Source organism: Glycomyces niveus (assembly GCF_017592475.1).
GTDB lineage: Bacteria > Actinomycetota > Actinomycetes > Mycobacteriales > Micromonosporaceae > Glycomyces > Glycomyces niveus.
Genome location: NZ_JAGFNP010000001.1, coordinates 100,041 through 117,935, shown reverse-complemented (window position 1 = coordinate 117,935; position 17,895 = coordinate 100,041). Strand labels below are relative to the sequence as shown.

The following is a 17,895-nucleotide window of genomic DNA, read 5'->3' as shown; positions in this document are numbered from 1 at the left end:
GCGTGGCGACGCAGACTGAGGAACAGACCGAGTCCATTGTTCGGCCGTTCGAGCTGTTCCCCGTGGCGGTGCGGGCGCTGCGGCGGTTGAGCCCCTCCTTCATACGGGTCACCTTCGCGGGCCCGACCCTCGCGCACTTCGCCGACAACGGCTACGACCAGCGGTTCAAACTCATCTTCCCGGCCCGGACCTGCGGCTTCGACAAGATGCCCACGAGCGAGCGCTGGTACTCCGAACTGCGCGCGCTCCCTGCAGAGGAGCAGTGCGGCGTCCGCACCTACACGGTGCGCGCGGTCCGCCACACCGCCGGCGAGGTCGACGTCGACATGGTGGTGCACGAGGCGCACTCGGACGACGAGTGCGGCCCGGCGCTGCGGTGGCTGCGCGACGCGGCAGTGGGCGACGAGATCCTGCTGCTCGGCCCCGACGCGCGCTGGGACGGCCCGCACGGCGGCGTCGACTTCCACGCCCCCGAGGGCGCCGAGCTGCTCATCGCGGGCGACGAGACGGCGGCCCCCGCGATCGCCGCGATCCTCGAGGACCTGCCGATCACCGCGCGCGGCAAGGCGTTCATCGAAGTGCCCGAGGCGGCCGACGTGCTCGAGCTCGACGCCCCGGCGGACGTCGAGGTCGTGTGGCTCCCCCGCGACGGCGCGGTCTGGGGCGACAAGCTCATCCCGGCGGTCACCGAAGCGGCTCGGGCGATGGACTTCGCCAAGACCGAGGTGTTCGACGAGAACGACGACGAGATGATCTGGGAGGCGCCGCAGGCGGTCGCCCAGAGCGACGCGTACGTGTGGATCGCCGCCGAGACCGGCGTCGTCAAGGCGCTCCGCTTCACCGTCCGCAAGGAGCTCGGCCTTCCGAAGGAGTGCGGGGCGTTCATGGGCTACTGGCGCAACGGCGCCGCCTGGGACTAGTCCAGGGCACGGCACGGTATTGCGGGGCCGCACCCTTTCGGGTGCGGCCCTTTCGATTTGCGTCTACCGCAGCAGGTCGTCCGGCATGAGCTGGACGGGCGGGGCGCCCATGGTCACGACGACGTCGCCTTCGGCCGCGAGGGCCTTCACGGCGGCGGGGACGTCCTCCCACTCGGGGACGAAGACCTTGTCCCCGTCGGGGAGGTCCACGGCGTCCAGGAGCGCCTGGCCGCCCTCGCCCGCGGGGATCTCCTCGCCGGGGCCGAAGATCTCCATCACGACCGCCCTGTCCGCCAAGGAGAGCGCCTCGGCGATGTCGGCGCGCATCTCTACGGTGCGGTAGACCCGGTAGGGCATGAAGACCACGATGAGCCGGCCGGGAGCGGCCACCTCTTTGAGGGTCTTGATGGCCTCGGTCATCGCGGTCGGGTGGTAGGCGTACTCGTCGAAGACCGCGTACCCGTCGATCTCGCCGCGCTTCTCGAAGCGGCGCTTGACCCCGCCGAACGCGGCGATGCCCGCCTGGATCTGGTCCGGTTCGAGACCGACGTAGAGGCCCACCGCGATCGCGACCGCCGAGTTGAGCGCGATGTGCTTGCCGGGCGTCGGAAGGTGGAAGCGGCCGAGGAGCTGGTTGTGCGCCAGGACGGTGTAGTCCACGCCGTCCTTGGTGGACTCGACCTCGCCGAGCTGGATGTCCGCGCCGTCCGAGAAGCCGTAGGTGGCGACGGTGCGGCCCTCGGCGCGGAACCGCTTGGCGAGCGCGGCCGTGCCGGGGTTGTCGGCGCAGAGGACGAGCAGGCCGTCCTTGTCGGTGTTGCGGCCGAAGCGCTCGAAGGCCTCGGTGAGGGAGGCCATGTCGCCGTAGGTGTTGAGGTGGTCGACGTCGATGTTGGTGACGATGCCGATCTCGGGGCGGAAGCGCAGGAACGAGCGGTCGGACTCGTCGGCTTCGGCCACGAAGTACTCGCCGGTGCCGTGGGCGCCGGTGTGGGCGCCGATGTTCTCGCCGCCGTTCACATAGGACGGATCGAGGCCGGCGTGCGCGAGCATCTGCGAGATGATCGCGGTGGTGGTGGTCTTGCCGTGGGTGCCGGTGACGACGATCGAGCGGCGGCCGGTCATCGCAGCGGCCAGGGCCTCGGAGCGGTGGTAGACGCGGATGCCGCGCCTGCGGGCCTCGGCCACTTCCAGGTGCTCGTCGTTGTGCGCGGTCGATCGCACGACGGTGTCGATGCCGTCGAGGTTCGAAGGCACGTGCTCGCGGTGGAGCGTGACGCCGAGGCGCTCGAGCTCGGGCAGGCTCGGCCAGTCCTTCAGCTCGGAGCCGGAGACGGGCAGCCCGCGGGTGGCGTAGAGGCGGGTGAGGCCGTTCATGCCGACGCCGCCGACGCCGATGAACAGCGTGCGGCCCAGGTCCTCCGCCGTGATGCCCTCGTCGATGGGGCTCGTCAGGTCGTTCGGGTCGTCGCTCATGCCTGTTCCAGCACTTTCAAGGTGTAGTTGCGCAGCGCCTCGTCGCCGGTGCGGCTGCCGAACGCGGCCGAGGCCCGGGACATCGCGGCGACCCGGTGCGGGTCGGTGATGACCGGGATGAGGTTCGCCTCGATCCATGAGGGGTTGAGGTTCTCGTCGTCGCAGAACATGGCGCCGCCGGCGTCGACGACGGGCCCGGCGTTGCGGTACTGCTCCTTGTTGCCCCAGGGCATGGGGACGAAGACGGTGGGGACGCCGAGGGCGGAGACTTCGGCGACGGTCATGGAGCCGCCGCGGGCGAGCACCATGTCGGCGGCGGCGTAGCCGAGATCCATACGGTCGAGGTAGGGCAGGGTCCGGTACGGGACCGGGAGGCCCTCGGGGATGTGGATGGGCTCCTCGCGGCGGGCGCCGGTGATGTGGAGGACCTGGACGCCGCGGTGCGTGAGCGCTCGGGCCGCACCGGAGACGGCGTTGTTGATCGAGGCCGCGCCCTGGGAGCCGCCGTAGACGAAGAGGACGGGGCGGCGGGGGTCGAGGCCGAAGTACTGGCAGGCCTGGGCGCGCATGGCCTGGCGGTCGAGGTGGGCGATCTCGGGGCGCAGCGGTACGCCGGTGATGGTGCCGTCGGCGAGGATCGGGGAGGCCTGCGGGAGGTGGGGGAAGCCGAGGGCGAGGTTGTCGCTGAACTTGAGCGCCATCTTGTTGGCGACCCCGGGCGGGTCGTTGAACTCGAAGATGACCATGGGGGTCTTGCGGCGCCAGGCGGCGAGGTAGGCGGGGACGGCGACGTAGCCGCCGAAGCCGACCACGACGTCGGCCTGGACCTCGTCCATGATGTCGCGGGTGGCCTTCATGGCCTTGAGCATCCGGGGCGCGGTGAGGAGCAGGTCGAGGTTGATCTTGCGCGGCAGCTGGTGCGCCGGGACGTTGCGCAGGTCGTAGCCGGCCTTGGGGATGAGGTCGTTCTCGAGCCCCTTCTCGGTGCCGAGGCAGGTGACGCGAACGTGAGGGTCGTGCCGACGCAGGCAGTCGGCGTAGGCCAGGAGCGGGTAGATGTGGCCGCCGGTGCCGCCGCCGGCGAGGACGACCGATCGAAGCTGAGGCAACGTCATGTCTTTCTGGTCGTAGTTTTCTTCTTGGTGGAGGGCTCCGGGTCGGACTCGGAGCGGGGTGCGGGCGGCAGGGGGGCCCACAGCAAGCGTACGAGACGCGAGGGGTTGCGGGCCCGCAGCGCCGTGGCGGCGTCGGGTTCGGCACGCGCGAACCCGGCGAGCATGCCCACGGCGGCGAGGATGACGACGAGCGCCGTGCCGCCGTCCGAGATGAACGGCAGCGGCACCCCGGTCATGGGGATGAGGCCGAGCACGCCGCCAATATTGATGAAGGCCTGGCCGGCGATCCAGATGGTGACGCCGGCGGCCACGAGCGCCCGGAACGGGTCGTCGGAGCGGCGCGCGATGCGGAAGCCGGTGTAGACGAGCACGGCGAAGAGCGCGAGGATGACGAGGCAGCCGACCACGCCCAGCTCCTCGGCGATGAGCGCGAAGATGAAGTCGTTGTGGCCGTTGGGGAGCCAGTCCCATTTCTGGCGGCTCTCGCCGAGGCCGACGCCGAACCAGCCGCCGTCCGCGATGGCGTAGTACCCCTGGATGGCCTGGTAGCCCCAGCTGTCGGCGAAGTCCTCGGGGCGCGCGAAGGAGATGATGCGCTGCATCCGGTACCCCTCGAAGGCGATGAGGACGGCAGAGCCGAGCAGGCCCATCGCGACGAGGACGCCGAGGATGCGCAGCGGCACGCCCGAGGCCCACAGGAGGCCGAGGAACATCGCCAGGATGATGAGCATGGTGCCGAGGTCGGCGTAGCCGATGATGATCATCAGGAGCCCGGCGATGGGGAACATCGGGATGGCCAGCTCCCGCCAGGAGGCGATGCGCGGGCCGAGGCGCACGAGCGCGTCCGCGGCCCACAGCAGCAGCGCGAACTTGGCGATCTCGGCGGGCTGGAACTGGAAGGGCCCCAGGTCGATCCACAGCTGGTCGGTGGCGAGGCCGCCGGTGCCCTCGCCGCCCGCGGCCTCCGCCTGCTTCTGGCGGATGGACATGACGACCAGGACGAGGCCGAGCAGGATCGCGACGACCAGGAGCGGCCGGGAGACCGCGCGGTAGGTGCGCGAGGGCAGGCGCTGCGCGATCCAGAAGCAGACGAGGCCGACGACGGCCCACACGACCTGCTGGAGGATGACGGCGAACGGGTCGCCGGTGGCCTCGTAGGACTCGACCATGGTGGCCGAGAAGACCATCACGAGGCCGATGGTGAGCAGCAGCGCCGAGGAGGAGAGCAGCAGGTAGTACGAGGCGAGCGGCCGGTCGAGCAGGCCGCGCAGCATCTCGGTGAACCCGCTCCTCACCCGGCCTCACCCTCGATCAGGGCTCGTGCGGCGGCGGCGAACGCGTCGCCGCGGTGGGCGTAGGAGGTGAACATGTCGTAGGAGGCTCCGGCCGGGGAGAGGAGCACGGTGTCCCCCGGTTCGGCCATGGCCGCGGCGCGGGCGGCGACTTCGGTCATCACCGCATCGTCGCGGCCGTCGAGGACGACGACGGGGAGGTCCGGGGCGTGTCGCGCCAGCGCGTCGGCGACGAGCGCCCGGTCCTGTCCGATGAGGACGGCGCCGCGCATCCTGGGGGCGTACTGGGCGACGAGGCCGTCGACGTCGACGCCTTTGAGCTGGCCGCCCGCGACCCAGACGATGGAGTCGTAGGAGGCGAGCGCGGCGGCGGCGGCGTGCGGGTTGGTGGCCTTGGAGTCGTCGACCCAGGTGACGCCGTCGTGCTCGACGAGGGTGACGTTGCGGTGCGGTTCGGGGACGTATTTGCGCAGGGCGTCGCCGATGTCGCTGTGGCTCACCCCGACTTGGCGGGCGAGGGCGGCGGCGGCGAGGGCGTTGGCGACGTTGTGCCATCCGGCGGGGTGGACGTCGTCGACCGAGCAGATCTGCACGGGTTCGGGTCCGGTGTAGTCGACGAGCCAGCCGAGCGCGACGCCGAACTGGCCGCGTTCCGGGTGGTTGAGCGTGAACCCGGTGACGTCGGCGTCGGCGTGCTTGGCGAGGGCGACCACGGACGGGTCGTCGAGGTTGACGACCGCCTGGCCGCCGCGCCAGACGGCGGCCTTGGCTTCGGCGTAGGCGTCGAAGCCGCCGTGCCAGTCGAGGTGGTCGGGAGCGAGGTTGAGCACGGCTCCGGCGGTGGGCGCGAGTTCGCTGGACCAGTGGAGCTGGTAGCTGGAGAGTTCGACGGCGATGACGTCGAAGGGGCCGTTGGCGGCGTGGACGAGCGGGACGCCGATGTTGCCGAGCGCGGCGGTGCGCAGTCCGGCGGTCTCGAGCATCGCGGCGAGCATCGTGGTGGTGGTGGTCTTGCCGTTGGTGCCGGTGACGGCGAGCCAGCGGGCGGCGCCGGGTTCGCGCAGGCGCCAGGCGAGTTCGGGCTCGGAGAAGGTCTCGATCCCGGCTGCGGCGGCGGCCTGCGCGATGGGGTGGTGGGGCGGGAAGCCCGGGGAGAGCACGACCTGCTGGACGCCGTCCAGCAGTGCGGGGTCGAATTCGTCGGCGACGACGCAGGTCGCGCCGCGGGCGGCGAGGGCCTGCATGCGTTCGGAGTCCTCGCGGTCGTAGACGGTGACGGCGGCGCCGCGGTCCAGGAGGATCTCGGCGCACGCGGCCCCGGCGACGCGGGCGCCCGCGACGAGGACGTTGTCGGCTATCCGCATCCCTTACCCCGCGATCCGCAGGAAGTCGGCGAAGAAGAAGCCGAGCGCGATGGCGACGCCGATGCCGGCGATGATCCAGAACCGGACGACGATGGTCACTTCCGACCAGCCGGCGAGCTCGAAGTGGTGCTGGATCGGCGACATGCGGAACACTCTTCGGCCGGTGAGCTTGAAGGAGGTCACCTGGATCATGACGCTGGCGGTGGTGATGACGAAGAGGGCGCCGAGGATCGGCAGGAGCAGGATCGTCTTGGAGGCGAAGGCGAGTCCGGCGATGAGGGCGCCGAGGCTGAGGGACCCGGAGTCGCCCATGAAGATCTGGGCGGGCGAGGTGTTCCACCAGAGGAAGCCGAACATGGCGCCGGCGGCGGCGCCGGCGATGAGGGCGATCTCGAGGGGGTCGCGGACGTCGTAGCAGAGGTTGTCGGCGGGCTGGGCGCCGCCGCACCAGTGGCGGTACTCCCAGAAGCCGATGATCATGAAGGCGAGGAACGCCATCATGGACGCGCCGGTGGCGAGGCCGTCGAGGCCGTCGGTGAGGTTGACGCCGTTGGCGGTGGCGTTGACCAGGAGGATGATCAGCACGATCATGCCGATCTCGGTGATGTTGGGGCCGATGTCGCTGGTGAAGGAGATGAACGGGGTCGCCACGGTCTCGGAGATCTCGTCGGAGTCGATGGAGCCGGTGTAGTAGACGGCCAGGATGCCGAAGACGGTGGCGGCGATGGTGAGGCCGAGGACCTTGGCCTTGCCGGAGATGCCGCCGGAGTGCTTGCGGCGGATCTTGAGCCAGTCGTCGATGAAGCCGACGAACCCGCAGGTGACGAAGAGTCCGATGAGGACGATGCCGGTGGCGGTGAAACCGGTGGGGCGGTTGAAGGTGACGCCGTCCACCGACTCGGGCAGGGCCATGAGGACGAGGTGGCCGGCCACGTAGGCGAGCACGGTGGTGAAGATGAAGACGACGCCGCCCATGGTGGGGGTGCCGGCCTTGGCGAGGTGGGTCTGGGGGCCGTCGGTGCGGATGGGCTGCCCGGCCTTCAGGCGGCGGAAGGCCTTCGCCGCGAGGGGCGTCAGCGCCATGGTGAGCGCGAACGCCACGAACGCGGCGACGATTACGGCTCTCACTGGTCTTTGTCCTCCTTGGCGCGCAGGTAGTCGGCGACGTCCCAGGTCCGGTATCGGGAGCCCTTCACCAGGACGGCGTCGCCGGGGCGCAGCCGGTTCCGCAGCAGCGCGATGGCTGCGGCTTGATCGGGTACATGGGTGGCGGTGACGCCGTCGGCACCGTCCACGATGGGTTGGGTTCCTTCGCCCACGGCGACGACCTCGTCGATGCCGGCGTCGCGGGCCTGCTCGCCGAGGCGGCGGTGGCAGGTCTCGCTCTGCTCTTCGAGGTCGGCCATGAGCCCGAGGACCGCGATGCGGCGGCCCTCGGTGGGGAGCTGCCCGAGGGTGCGGACGGCCGCGCCCATGGACTGGGGATTGGCGTTGTACGAGTCGTCGATGACGGTGGTGCCGTCGGGGCGGGTGAAGACGTCCATGCGGCGCTCGGAGAGCCGCCCGGCCTCGGAGACCCACGCGGCGACGGCCTCGAGCGGGGCGTGGAGCCGCCACAGGACCGCGATGGCCGCGAGCGCGTTGTAGACCTGGTGGAGTCCGAACTGGCGCAGCCGGACCGGGGCGGTCTGGCCGTCGGGGGCGCGGACGGTGAAGCGGTGGCGGCCGTCAGCGGGGTCGAGGTCGACCGCGGTGAAGTCGGCGTCCTCGTCGATGCCGTAGGTGAGGACAGCGGCCTTCGTGGCCTCGGCCATGCGGGCGACGCGGGGGTCGTCGGCGTTGAGGACGGCGACGCCGTCTTCGGCGAGGAAGCGCGGCAGTTCGCTCTTGGCGACGGCGGTGGTCTCGATGTCGCCGAACCCGTCGAGGTGGGAGATGCCGACGTTGAGGACGACGCCGAACTCGGGCGGGGCGATCTCGCACAGCTGCGTGATGTGGCCGACGCCGCGGGCGGCGAGTTCGAGGACGACGTATTCGGTGTCGGGTTCGATGCGGCACACCGTGTAGGGGTGGCCGAGCTCGTTGTTGAAGTTGCCTTCGGTGGCGACGGTCTTCCCGAGGTGGGCGCAGAGCTGGCCGATGACGTCCTTGGTGGAGGTCTTGCCGTTGGAGCCGGTGACGCCGATGATGCGGGCCTTGGAGGCGGCGGCGACGTGCCTGGCGAGGCGGGTGAGGGCCGCGATGGCGTCGTCGACGTAGATCGCGGGGGTGTCGATCGGGCGGGTGGCGACGGTGGCGACCGCACCCTGGGCGGCGGCCTTGGCGGCGAAGTCGTGGCCGTCGACTTTGTCGCCCGGGATCGCCAGGAACAGTCCGCCGGGCCCGGCCTTGCGGGAGTCGTATTCGATGCCGCCGGTGACGACCGCTTCAGGGTCGGCCGTCTCGCTGAGTTCGCCGTCCATGACGGCGGCGACCTGGGCCAGGCTCATGGGGATCACGCGGCGGTCTCCTCCTGTTGCGTGCGGTGTACGGGACTATCACGCTTCAACGTCGTGCGCCGGTTTCACCGACGCGGCGTTTCGCAGCGCACGCGCCAGGAGTACCCGGTCGTCGCCGGCGACGAAGCCCGCGGCGGTCTCGGTGGCGGTCTCGTGCCCCTTGCCGAGGAGGGCGATGGTGTCTCCGGGGGCGGCCAGCGCGGCGGCCTCTTCGACGGCGGCTTCCCGCCCCGCGATATTACGGCAGGGCACGCCGTGGACGGCGGCTGCCACCTCGTCGCGGATGCGCGCCGGGTCCTCGGTGCGGGGGTTGTCGTCGGTGACGATGACCAGGTCGGCGGCGCGAGCGGCGGCCGCGCCCATGAGGGGGCGCTTGGAGCGGTCGCGGTCGCCGCCGGCGCCGAGGACGGCGATGACCTTGCCGGGGGTGGAGTCGCGGAGGGCTTCGAGGACGGCGGTGATGGCCTCGGGCTTGTGGGCGTAGTCGACGACGCCGCGCACGGGGTTGTCGCCGGAGACGAGTTCCATGCGGCCGGGGACGCCGGTGCAGGAGGCGACGCCGGCGAGGGCGGTGTCGGTGTCGACGCCGGCGGCTTCGAGGAGGGCGACGGCGAGGGCGGCGTTGGCGACGTTGTGGCGGCCGGGCATGTTGACCAGGCCTTCGCCTTCGCCGTGGGGCGTCTTGAGGCGGAACCGCTGGGTGAAGCCGTCGGTGGTGATGTCGGATGCGTAGTAGTCGGCGCCGGAATCGGTGAGGGAGAACTCGAGGGTGCCGGGGCCTGAGAGGGAGGCGACGCGCTTGTCGTCGGCGTTGAGGACGGCGGTCCGGGCGCGGCCGTCGAAGAGTCGGGCCTTGGCCTCGAAGTAGTCGTCGAGGTCCTTGTGGAAGTCGAGGTGGTCGGTGCCGAACATGGTGAATCCGGCGGCGCGGAAGCGGCAGCCGGCGACGCGGCCGAGCACGAGGGCGTGGCTGGAGACCTCCATGACGACGTCCGTGACGCCGTTTTCGAGAGCGACGGCGAGGAGGGCCTGGAGTTCGGGGGCTTCGGGGGTGGTGCGGGCGGATTCGATGCGCTCGCCGGCGATGCGGGTCTCGACGGTGCCGATGATGCCGGTGGTGCGTCCGGCGTGGGCGAGCCCGGCTTCGACGAGGTAGGCGGTGGAGGTCTTGCCGTTGGTGCCGGTGATGCCGAGGAGGTTGAGGCGCTCGGAGGGGCGGCCCCAGACGCGGGCGGCGATCTCGCCGGTGAGGGCGCGGGGGTCGTCGGTGACGAGCACGGGGAGGCGGCCGCCGCTTGAGGAAGCGCTGACGAGTCCGGCGCCGCGGGCGTCGGTGAGGACGGCGACCGCACCGCGTTCGGCGGCCTGGGCGGTGAACTCGGCGCCGTGGCGGTTGGCGCCGGGCAGGGCGGCGAAGAGGTCGCCGGGTGCCACGGCGTCGGCGGCGAGCGAGACCCCGGTGACGTCGAGGGCCAGTCCGGCCGCCTCGGGGAGGAGGTCGGCGAGGCCGTCGATGCGGTAGGGGACGGTCGTCTCTGGACGCGGAAAGCTCGGCACGGCCTGACCCTACACCGGTACGCACCGTCTGCGAGCCTTACACCGGCGGGACGCACCGAAAGCGGTTACGCGGCCTCCGCGCCTGGGTGGCCGGGGTAGGCGACGGGGTTGCGGTCGTGCGCGTCGAGGTTGTCCGACCAAGTGCCGAGGAGCTTGTCGAGCTCGGCGGCCTGGTCGCAGCTGATCGCGTCGAGGAAGAGCTCGCGGACCAGCGAGAGGATGCAGGGCGCGGCCTGCTCCAGGCGCGCGGAGCCGTCCTCGGTGAGGTGGACCCAGATGCCGCGGTTGTCGCGGCCGCACTTCTTGCGCGAGACCAGGCCCATCTCGGAGAGCTTGTTGATCTGGTAGGTGACGGCGCTCTTGGCGGTGACGATGCTGTCGGCGAGGTCGCTCATGCGCATCGCGCGCTCGTCGCTGTCGGCGAGGCGCAGCAGGATCTCGTACTGGGTGTGGGTGATGCCGTGCTGCTCCTGGAGCCGCCGGTCGATATGGTGCTCGAGGCGGTGGGTGACCTGCAGGAACCGGGTCCACACGGAGTTCACGTCGGGCGAGAGCCAGCGGCTCTCGAAGTCTCCCGCGCTCATCGGCGGCCCCTCCTTCCTCGGTTTCGGCACCCGCCCGGGCGGCTGGTTCGAATTCGAACAATCCTATCAGGGTGAACCTCTCCACACGGGTCTCGAGTTAGCCACGCCATACGCCATGCCACAGCCGTGACCGGGACCGGTAGCTCGGCGGCTACCTGCGGTAATGCGGAATGACCCGATGCGACCGAGGAATCCTCCCGTTCTAGGCTGTACGCCGACCACCCGTCCCATCGGCTCCGAGCAACCGAAGGACCCCCGCCTTGAACGCCGGCACTTCCTCCCCCGCGCGCGCCCGCGGCCCCAGGCCGCTCCTCAGCGGCGCCAAGCGCATCCTCTCGCTCCCGATCGTGGCGCTCGCGGGCGTGGTCTTCCTGGTCGCACCCGCCTCCCAGTCCTCAGCACAGGAGGAGGAGGGCAGCATCTCGGACGAGCTGAGCGAGGCCGTCACGGCCTATCTCGACGCCCAGGACGAGCTGGACGCGCTCAAACAGGAGCAGGCGGACCTCGAGCAGGAGCTCGAGGACTCCGAGGCCGAGTCCGCCGCGCTCAAGGTCGAGCTCGAGGAGTACGCGGCCATCGCGTCCACGACCTCCGACTTCCAGTCCACCGCCGCGCTGCTCGCCTCGGGCGACCCGCAGAACGCCATCGCGGCCATGGAGATGCTGCAGTTCCTCGGCGAGTCCCGCGCCGACCGGCTCAACGAGCTGATCGCCCGGCTCCAGGAGATCGAGGCGACCCGCCAGACCCTCGCGGACAACATCGAGGAGCAGGAGAACACCACCGAGGAGATGGAGGCGGCCCGCGACCGGGCCGCCCGCGAACTCGCGGCCTCCGGAGGCGACGACGCCGTCGGCCCCACCGCCTCCGACGCTCCCCCGGCCGAGCCCTTCGAAGGCGAGAGCAACGGCTGTACCGAGGAGGACCCGACCGCTGACGGCTGCCTCACCCCGCGAACCCTCCACGCCCTGGAGCAGGCCCAGATCGTGGGCTTCCGCCGGTTCGTGGCGTGCTACCGGCCGTCCTCGTTCGGCGAGCACGGCAAGGGCCGGGCCTGCGACTTCTCCTCCGAACCCGACGGGTTCAGAGGCGACGCCCAGGGCGAGGACTACGAGTACGGCCAGAACCTCGCGGCCTGGTTCGTCGAGAACGCCGACGTGCTCGATGTGCAGTACGTCATCTGGTACCGCCAGATCTGGCTGCCCTCGAGCGGCTGGAAGTCCTACAGCGGCGCGCACGGCGACCCGAACTCCGACCACACGAACCACGTCCACCTGAGCATCCGCTCCTGACGTTCGCGGCCCGGACAGGGGCGGAACAGGTCACAGGTGCGAAGTAGACGCAGTGTCGCCGCCCCTGTGTACCGTGGTCCCATGAGCTTCGGACCGTCCTCCCTCTCTCGCCGCGGCGCGCTGACCGCCGGCGGCCTCGCCGTGGTGGGCCTCGCAGCGGCCTGCACGAAGGAATCGGGCACCCTCGGCGAGGACGGGGGCGACGCCACCTCCGAAGCGCCGCAGAGCGCCGCGAAGGTGCAGATCACCCCCGCCGACGGCGCCACCGACGCGACCGCCGCCACCGAGATCTCCTGGACCGTCGAAGCCGGCGAGTTCAAGGAGTTCAAGCTCACGGACGCCGAGGGCGCCGAAGTCGAGGGCGCGATGCACCCCGACGGGACCACCTGGGTCCCCGCCAGCCCGCTCGCGTGGGAGGGCACCTACACGGCCACGGTCACCGCCGACGACGCCGACGGCCTCACCGCCACCGCGACCTCGACGTTCACCACCATCGCCTCCCCGGGCAACCGCGTCTCGATCGAGAACTACCTGCCGGGCGAGGACTCCACGGTCGGCATGGGCGCGATCCTCGCGTTCCGCTTCTCCGACTACGAGATCCCCGAGGACCTGCGCGCCTCCGTCGAGCGCCGCCTCTTCGTCACCTCCGAGCCGGCGCAAGAAGGCTCCTGGCACTGGATCACCGGCCGGGCGCTCGAATACCGGCCCAAGGAGTACTGGCAGCCGAACACCGCCGTCACCGTGCGGCTGGCCCTCGGCGGCCTCGACCTCGGCGACGGCCGCTACGGCGAGTTCGACGCCGAGACCGCCTTCAACATCGACGCCGAATCGCGGTACCTGGAGGCGGACAACAACACCAAGCAGATGAAGGCCTACCGCGACGGCTCCATCGTGCAGACCATCCCGATCTCGCTCGGCTCCGACACGCCCATCGACGGCAACGACGCGCGCTCGTTCTCCGGCACCATGACCATCATGAGCCGCGAGGAGGAGTCGACCTTCGTCTCCGACCTGTACGACTACGAGACCGACGTCAAGTGGGCGATGCGCCTGACCTTCTCGGGCCAGTTCATCCACGGCGCGCCCTGGGCCGCCGACCGGCTCGGCCGCGCGAACGGCTCCCACGGCTGCCTCAACGTCTCCGACGAGATGGGCGAGTGGATCTACAACTTCGTGCGCTGGGGCGACCCGGTCATCGTCAAGAACACCGGCCTCGAAGTCCCGCAAGGCGACGGCTTCACCGGCTGGACCCTCGACTGGGAGACGTTCAAGGCGGGCTCGGCCCTGCAGCCTTAGACGCAGAAAGCCCGGCGATGATTCGCCGGGCTTTTCTCGCGGTCTCGTTCAGACGACTTCTTCGGTGCGGACCTTCGGGTCGGCGGCCTGCGGGTGCTCCTCGAGGATCTTCCGGTGCGCCCAGCGCTCCACGAAGAACGAGGCGACCGGGACGGTGCCGCCGAGCATGAGCCCCACCGTCTGCGGCCAGAACCGCCAGCCCGCCTGCTGCGCGAGGTGGAAGGCGAGCACCAGGTAGACCATGTAGCAGAGGCCGTGGATCGGGCTGATGACCGACACCATCGTGTCGTTCCCGCCGAAGTACTTGAGCGGCATGGCCACGAACATGAGCAGGATCAGGAAGGTGCCCACGATCCAGGCGACGATCCGGAAGCGTTTCAGAGCGGCGTTCATGCGTGGCTCCCCTGTACGGGTTCGGTTTCGGTCGGGCGGGCGCGGAGGCTCAGCTCATGGTCTTTCCGGCGGGCCTTCAAGATGTCGCCTTCGTAAGGCGAGGTCATGGGGGGCGGCTCGGGCTTCCCGCGCCCCGGCTCCGCGGGGCGGTCCTTGCGCAGTTCGAGGCGCATCTGGCGGATCCACAGCGCGAGCGTGAAGACCGCGAACAGCGGCCACTCGAACGCATAGCCCCAGCTGATGGCATTGCCGCCTTGCGCGCGGGAGAGCTGCCACCAGCCGAGCAGGCCGAAGGCGACCGTCAACACCACTGCGAAGAAGTGGAGGACGATCCAGGGAGGCGTCAGCAACCGTCGCACAAGGCCCAGACTAAGGTGACTGACCCGATGTTGCCGCCGGGGGGCCGCGCGTGGTGACATAGGCCGGTGACTCAGGACCTGCCGCTGCCCGGCGCCGTGAAGGCGTACTCCGAACCCGACGCCGCCGACGTCCGCGAACTCCTCATCGACTGGTGCGGCGCCGAGACCGAGGACGCCGACGACGCCGCGAAGGCCCTCGGCGCGCTCGACCCCGCCGCGCGCGAGACCGCCGACCGCCTCTACCAGTCCATCGCCGCCGACATGGGCGGGCGCAAGTGGCTGGCCTGGCCCAAGCCCCCCGAGGCGCACCCGCTGCTGGGCCTGTACCCGCTGCTCGCGGCCGTCCCGGACATGCTGGCGTTCCACCGCGAGCGCGGCATCGACGAGGAGCTCTCGCGCAAGGTCCTCGCCGACGTCGGCGAGAAGCTGCGCTTCAACCGCCGCATCTACGGCCGTGCCGGCCTGGACGCCGCTTACTGGTTCACCGGCCACGTGCGCGGCGCGCTCTACCAGCTCGGGCGGCTCCAGTTCTGCGTCGAAGGCCCCGACCCGCGGCCGTTCGTGGGCATGCACATCCGCGGCGAAGGCGGGCCGCTCACACTCGACGCGGTGCGCGACTCGGTCGAATGGGCCCTCGAGTACTTCCCGGCGGTCTTCCCCGAGCGGTACGACGGCCCCGAGGACATGGTCTTCATGTGCGAGTCGTGGCTGCTCGACCCGCAGCTGCGCGACTGGCTGCCCGAGCGGTCGAACATCCCCGGCTTCGGCGCGCTCTTCGACCTCCAGGGCCCCGGCGACCCGGCGGGCAACCGCTCCGACCTGTGGCGCTTCGTCTTCGGCCGCCCCGAGGACACGCCCGTCGACGAACTGCCGCAGGACAACACGCTCCAGCGCTCGGTCCTCGCGGGCATCAAAGCGGACGTGCCGTGGCGCAACCGCTTCGGCCGCCTCAATCTCCCAAGGCTCGGCCTCTAGACCGGAACCGCTACGGCCGCAGCGCTATGCTGCGGCCGTTCGGCGTCTACTCTCCCGAGCGGGCCAGCTGCCAGGCCTCGCTCGCCACATAGTGGTTGTCGTACCGCTCCCCCGACGCGGGGATCTCCTTCGGGTCGGCCTCGCCCGCGTTGACGCGTTCGAGCAGCCGGTAGTAGTCGAACCGGTCGGCGGCCGGGGTGAAGACGGCGAGGACGTCGGCGTCGTGCCCTGCGGCGGCGCCGAACGCGTGCGGCAGGCCCGGCGGGATGGTCACGAAGTCGCCGGCCTCCAGGACGATGACCTCGTCGCCGGTGAGGACCTGGAGCCTGCCCGAGATGACGAACAGCGATTCGCTGGTGCCGGTGTGGAAGTGAGAGGGCGCGCCGTCGCCGCCGTCGGGGAAGGTCGAGCGGGTGACCGAGAGGGCGCCGCCGGTCTGCGAGGAGTCGGCGAGCAGGGTCATGACCGAGTGCTGGGCGTGGGCCAGCTTCTCGGCGGTGTCGGCGCGGGCGATGACGGGTGCGGGGACGGTGCTCATGGGGTTCTCCTCAGCTGGGCGGTCCGGCTCCCGCCGGACGTTATATCTAGATATTATATGTCCAGATAAAGATCCGCAACTTCGACCTCGGTGTCGAACCTCATGCCCACAACGGGAACACCAGCCCGGCATGTTCCGCTTACCAGGACAGTTAAGCTCGAGATATGAAGATCAGCGAAGGCGTCGAATGGGCCGCGCACTGCTGCCTGCTCCTGGACTGGATGGGCGTGGACGAGCCCGTCTCCACCGCCCGGCTCGCCGCCGGGTACGGCCTGCCGCCCGCCTACCTCAACAAGCAGCTCCAACCGCTCGTCAAGGCGGGCATCCTCACCTCGACCGCGGGCAAGAAGGGCGGCTTCCGGCTCGCCAAGGGCCTCAAGGACATCACGCTCATGGACGTGCTCACCGCCATCGAGGGACCCGCAGAGGCGTTCCAATGCGCCGAGATCCGCCAGAACGGCGTCTGGGGCGACGAACCCGCCTCGGCGTTCCGCGCCCCGTGCGCGATCGACACCGCCATGCGCGGCGCCGAACTCGAATGGCGACGCGCCCTCGCCGCGCAGTCGCTCGCCGCGATCCAGGAGAACGCCGAACTCCAGGCCCCGAATCTCCGCACTCAGGTTCAAGACTGGTACCGCGAGCCGAGGCCATAGGCTGTCGGTATGCGGATCGTCATCGCCGGGTCGAGCGGCTATCTCGGCAAGCCCCTGATGAAGGCCCTCGAAAGCGTGGGCGAGGGGCACGACCTCGTGCGGCTCGTGCGCCACCGCCCCGACGAGGAGAACGAGATCCGGTGGGACCCATATAAAGCGCCATTGGATCCGCAGATCCTCGACGGCGTCGACGCCGTCGTGAACCTGTGCGGCGTCAACGTCGGCGGCAAGCGCTGGAACGACGCCTACAAGAAGCGCATCCAGACGAGCCGGGTCATCCCCACCAAGGTCCTCGCCGAAGCGGTGGCAGCAGCCGAAGTCCCGGTCTTGGTGAACGGCTCCGCAGCGGGCTGGTACGGCGACCGCGCCGACGTCGAAGTCGACGAGTCGACCCCGGCGGCGGCCGACTTCCTCGGACGCCTGTGCCTGCGATGGGAGTCGGCGACAGCCCCGGCCGAGGAGGCGGGCGCGCGGGTGGTGAAGCTGCGGACCGGCCACGTGCTCGGCCCGGACAGCGTCCTGCTCGACCACTTCGTCCCGGTCTGGAAGTGCTTCCTGGGCGGCCGGTTCGGGAGCGGTCGCCAGTACCTGCCGTGGATCTCCTTGCGCGACTGGGTGAACGCCGCGGTCACCGCCATCGAGGACGACTCGATCCGCGGGCCGGTCAACATGGTCGGCCCCACGCCCGCCACCAACCGCGAGTTCACCAAGGCTCTCGGAGCGGTCGTCCACCGCCCGACCCCCTGGATCATCCCCGGCTGGGCGGTCAAGATCGTCGCCGGAGAAGCCGCGATCGAGATGCTCCGGGGAGCCAAGATCAAACCGGGTGCATTGCAGGCCAACGGCTTCCAGTACCAGGACGAGACGGTCTTCGAGGCCCTGAGGTACGCCCTCCGCGACTGACCACCGCACCACCGAACGGCCCCGCGCATTGCGCGGGGCCGTTTTCGTTTTCTCGCTGGGAGGCGGACGCAGCTCACAGCCCTTGGCCCTTCCCACTGAGTTCCAACACGAGCTAAATTGAACATGTTCAACCTTGAACACGTTCAACTATTCTTGTGAACGGAACCCCATGGACCCCAAGCCCACAACCCCGGACCCGACCCCGATCTCCGCACGCGCCGTCCACTCCGCACCCCGCTCTGTCGTCACCGCACCGGTGCTCATGTGGCTGCACTTCGCCGCCCTGCCCTGCATCCTCGGCGCGGTTGTGATGCTCTTCCTCTTTCGCATGACCGACGTCGAAAGCGGCCCGATCACGGAAGAAGAGGCGACCGCCATGCTGTTCTTCGGCGCTGGTGCCATGCTCATCCCAGCCGTGGTGCTGACCTTGGTCGGCATTCTCGCCGTCAATCTCCTCCGCGGCCGCCGTTGGGCCTGGACCGCGACTCTCGTGTTCAACGGCGTCTGGATCGCGCTCGGGCTCCTCAGCTTCTTCGGAACCGCCCCCATACCCTCGCCTCTTCTCATCGGTTTCGAGGGCGCAATCGCCGCATGCCTGTCCACGCCCTCGGCGAAAGCCTGGTTCACCAACCCCCCGAATGCCGGCCCTCTCATCGTGGCCTGGCCGAAGGACAAGGACTGAC

The 17,895-nt window shown here is 70.2% G+C and carries 18 protein-coding genes; 7 read left to right on the top strand and 11 right to left on the bottom strand.

From position 1 onward, the window contains the following. Positions 1–2: 2 nt before the first annotated feature. Positions 3–920, top strand: a complete 918-nt coding sequence (locus J5V16_RS00550) for a siderophore-interacting protein (RefSeq protein WP_307792824.1) — start codon at positions 3–5, stop codon at positions 918–920. Positions 921–983: 63 nt separating this feature from the next. Here the strand turns inward: J5V16_RS00550 and murC are convergent, their stop codons facing one another. The 8 genes from murC to J5V16_RS00510 all read right to left on the bottom strand — a co-directional run bounded on the left by murC (position 984) and on the right by J5V16_RS00510 (position 10,806). Further along, positions 984–2,396 (bottom strand): UDP-N-acetylmuramate--L-alanine ligase, encoded by a 1,413-nt coding sequence (murC, locus tag J5V16_RS00545; protein ID WP_243900558.1) that lies wholly within the window; start codon positions 2,394–2,396, stop codon positions 984–986. Beyond that, complete coding sequence (locus J5V16_RS00540; protein ID WP_408612355.1) at positions 2,393–3,505, bottom strand: UDP-N-acetylglucosamine--N-acetylmuramyl-(pentapeptide) pyrophosphoryl-undecaprenol N-acetylglucosamine transferase; 1,113 nt, start codon at positions 3,503–3,505, stop codon at positions 2,393–2,395. Before J5V16_RS00540 ends, murC begins: the two co-directional genes overlap by 4 nt. Positions 3,506–3,507: 2 nt before the next feature. Next, complete coding sequence (gene ftsW, locus J5V16_RS00535; RefSeq protein ID WP_307792823.1) at positions 3,508–4,806, bottom strand: putative lipid II flippase FtsW; 1,299 nt, start codon at positions 4,804–4,806, stop codon at positions 3,508–3,510. Continuing rightward, the gene (gene murD, locus J5V16_RS00530; protein ID WP_208493994.1) at positions 4,803–6,167 is read right to left on the bottom strand and encodes a UDP-N-acetylmuramoyl-L-alanine--D-glutamate ligase; all 1,365 of its coding nucleotides are present in this window, start codon (positions 6,165–6,167) and stop codon (positions 4,803–4,805) included. Before murD ends, ftsW begins: the two co-directional genes overlap by 4 nt. Positions 6,168–6,170: 3 nt before the next feature. Then, complete coding sequence (gene mraY / locus J5V16_RS00525; RefSeq protein ID WP_208493992.1) at positions 6,171–7,295, bottom strand: phospho-N-acetylmuramoyl-pentapeptide-transferase; 1,125 nt, start codon at positions 7,293–7,295, stop codon at positions 6,171–6,173. Next, positions 7,292–8,665, bottom strand: coding sequence for a UDP-N-acetylmuramoyl-tripeptide--D-alanyl-D-alanine ligase (locus J5V16_RS00520; protein ID WP_208493990.1), 1,374 nt, complete (start codon positions 8,663–8,665; stop codon positions 7,292–7,294). The genes mraY and J5V16_RS00520 overlap by 4 nt, the downstream gene beginning before the upstream one ends. A gap of 39 nt (positions 8,666–8,704) precedes the next feature. Continuing rightward, positions 8,705–10,222 carry a UDP-N-acetylmuramoyl-L-alanyl-D-glutamate--2,6-diaminopimelate ligase gene (locus J5V16_RS00515; RefSeq protein WP_208493988.1) on the bottom strand — a complete coding sequence of 506 codons (1,518 nt, stop codon included), beginning with the start codon at positions 10,220–10,222 and terminating at the stop codon, positions 8,705–8,707. A 65-nt stretch (positions 10,223–10,287) separates the two neighbouring features. Beyond that, complete coding sequence (locus tag J5V16_RS00510; RefSeq protein WP_208493986.1) at positions 10,288–10,806, bottom strand: MarR family winged helix-turn-helix transcriptional regulator; 519 nt, start codon at positions 10,804–10,806, stop codon at positions 10,288–10,290. 260 nt (positions 10,807–11,066) lie between these two features. Here J5V16_RS00510 and J5V16_RS00505 point away from each other — a divergent pair, with 260 nt between their 5' ends. Beyond that, the gene (locus J5V16_RS00505; protein ID WP_208493984.1) at positions 11,067–12,095 is read left to right on the top strand and encodes a hypothetical protein; all 1,029 of its coding nucleotides are present in this window, start codon (positions 11,067–11,069) and stop codon (positions 12,093–12,095) included. Between the two features lie 81 nt (positions 12,096–12,176). After that, on the top strand, positions 12,177–13,391 hold the full coding sequence (locus J5V16_RS00500) for a L,D-transpeptidase (RefSeq protein ID WP_208493982.1): 1,215 nt from the start codon (positions 12,177–12,179) through the stop codon (positions 13,389–13,391). A 48-nt stretch (positions 13,392–13,439) separates the two neighbouring features. Here J5V16_RS00500 and J5V16_RS00495 read toward each other — a convergent pair whose 3' ends face one another. Both J5V16_RS00495 and J5V16_RS00490 read right to left on the bottom strand, forming a co-directional pair. Further along, positions 13,440–13,784 carry a DUF3817 domain-containing protein gene (locus J5V16_RS00495; protein WP_208493980.1) on the bottom strand — a complete coding sequence of 115 codons (345 nt, stop codon included), beginning with the start codon at positions 13,782–13,784 and terminating at the stop codon, positions 13,440–13,442. Then, a complete protein-coding gene (locus J5V16_RS00490) occupies positions 13,781–14,143 on the bottom strand; it encodes a hypothetical protein (protein WP_208493978.1) in 363 nt (120 codons plus the stop codon). The genes J5V16_RS00495 and J5V16_RS00490 overlap by 4 nt, the downstream gene beginning before the upstream one ends. Before the next feature lie 66 nt (positions 14,144–14,209). Between J5V16_RS00490 and J5V16_RS00485 the strand changes: the two genes are divergently transcribed. Beyond that, the gene (locus J5V16_RS00485; RefSeq protein ID WP_208493974.1) at positions 14,210–15,118 is read left to right on the top strand and encodes an acyltransferase domain-containing protein; all 909 of its coding nucleotides are present in this window, start codon (positions 14,210–14,212) and stop codon (positions 15,116–15,118) included. Positions 15,119–15,164: 46 nt separating this feature from the next. On the opposite strand, the gene J5V16_RS00480 is transcribed toward J5V16_RS00485, so the two are convergent. Further along, complete coding sequence (locus J5V16_RS00480) at positions 15,165–15,656, bottom strand: cupin domain-containing protein (protein WP_208493972.1); 492 nt, start codon at positions 15,654–15,656, stop codon at positions 15,165–15,167. A gap of 164 nt (positions 15,657–15,820) precedes the next feature. On the opposite strand from J5V16_RS00480, the gene J5V16_RS00475 reads away from it, so the two are divergent. From J5V16_RS00475 to J5V16_RS00465, 3 genes are all read left to right on the top strand, one after another. Beyond that, positions 15,821–16,309, top strand: coding sequence for an RrF2 family transcriptional regulator (locus J5V16_RS00475; protein WP_208493970.1), 489 nt, complete (start codon positions 15,821–15,823; stop codon positions 16,307–16,309). A gap of 9 nt (positions 16,310–16,318) precedes the next feature. Further along, the gene (locus J5V16_RS00470; RefSeq protein WP_208493968.1) at positions 16,319–17,212 is read left to right on the top strand and encodes a TIGR01777 family oxidoreductase; all 894 of its coding nucleotides are present in this window, start codon (positions 16,319–16,321) and stop codon (positions 17,210–17,212) included. A 169-nt stretch (positions 17,213–17,381) separates the two neighbouring features. After that, positions 17,382–17,894, top strand: a complete 513-nt coding sequence (locus J5V16_RS00465) for a hypothetical protein (RefSeq protein ID WP_208493966.1) — start codon at positions 17,382–17,384, stop codon at positions 17,892–17,894. The last annotated feature ends 1 nt before the right edge of the window (position 17,895 follow it).

What these genes read in the sequence shown, in the direction of transcription:
- J5V16_RS00465 (WP_208493966.1), top strand. Translation starts at nt 17,382, where the DNA reads ATGGACCCCAAGCCCACAACCCCGGACCCGACCCCGATCTCCGCACGC.
- murC (WP_243900558.1), bottom strand. Translation starts at nt 2,396, where the DNA reads ATGAGCGACGACCCGAACGACCTGACGAGCCCCATCGACGAGGGCATC.
- J5V16_RS00495 (WP_208493980.1), bottom strand. Translation starts at nt 13,784, where the DNA reads ATGAACGCCGCTCTGAAACGCTTCCGGATCGTCGCCTGGATCGTGGGC.
- J5V16_RS00470 (WP_208493968.1), top strand. Translation starts at nt 16,319, where the DNA reads ATGCGGATCGTCATCGCCGGGTCGAGCGGCTATCTCGGCAAGCCCCTG.
- J5V16_RS00510 (WP_208493986.1), bottom strand. Translation starts at nt 10,806, where the DNA reads ATGAGCGCGGGAGACTTCGAGAGCCGCTGGCTCTCGCCCGACGTGAAC.
- J5V16_RS00475 (WP_208493970.1), top strand. Translation starts at nt 15,821, where the DNA reads ATGAAGATCAGCGAAGGCGTCGAATGGGCCGCGCACTGCTGCCTGCTC.
- J5V16_RS00480 (WP_208493972.1), bottom strand. Translation starts at nt 15,656, where the DNA reads ATGAGCACCGTCCCCGCACCCGTCATCGCCCGCGCCGACACCGCCGAG.
- J5V16_RS00500 (WP_208493982.1), top strand. Translation starts at nt 12,177, where the DNA reads ATGAGCTTCGGACCGTCCTCCCTCTCTCGCCGCGGCGCGCTGACCGCC.
- murD (WP_208493994.1), bottom strand. Translation starts at nt 6,167, where the DNA reads ATGCGGATAGCCGACAACGTCCTCGTCGCGGGCGCCCGCGTCGCCGGG.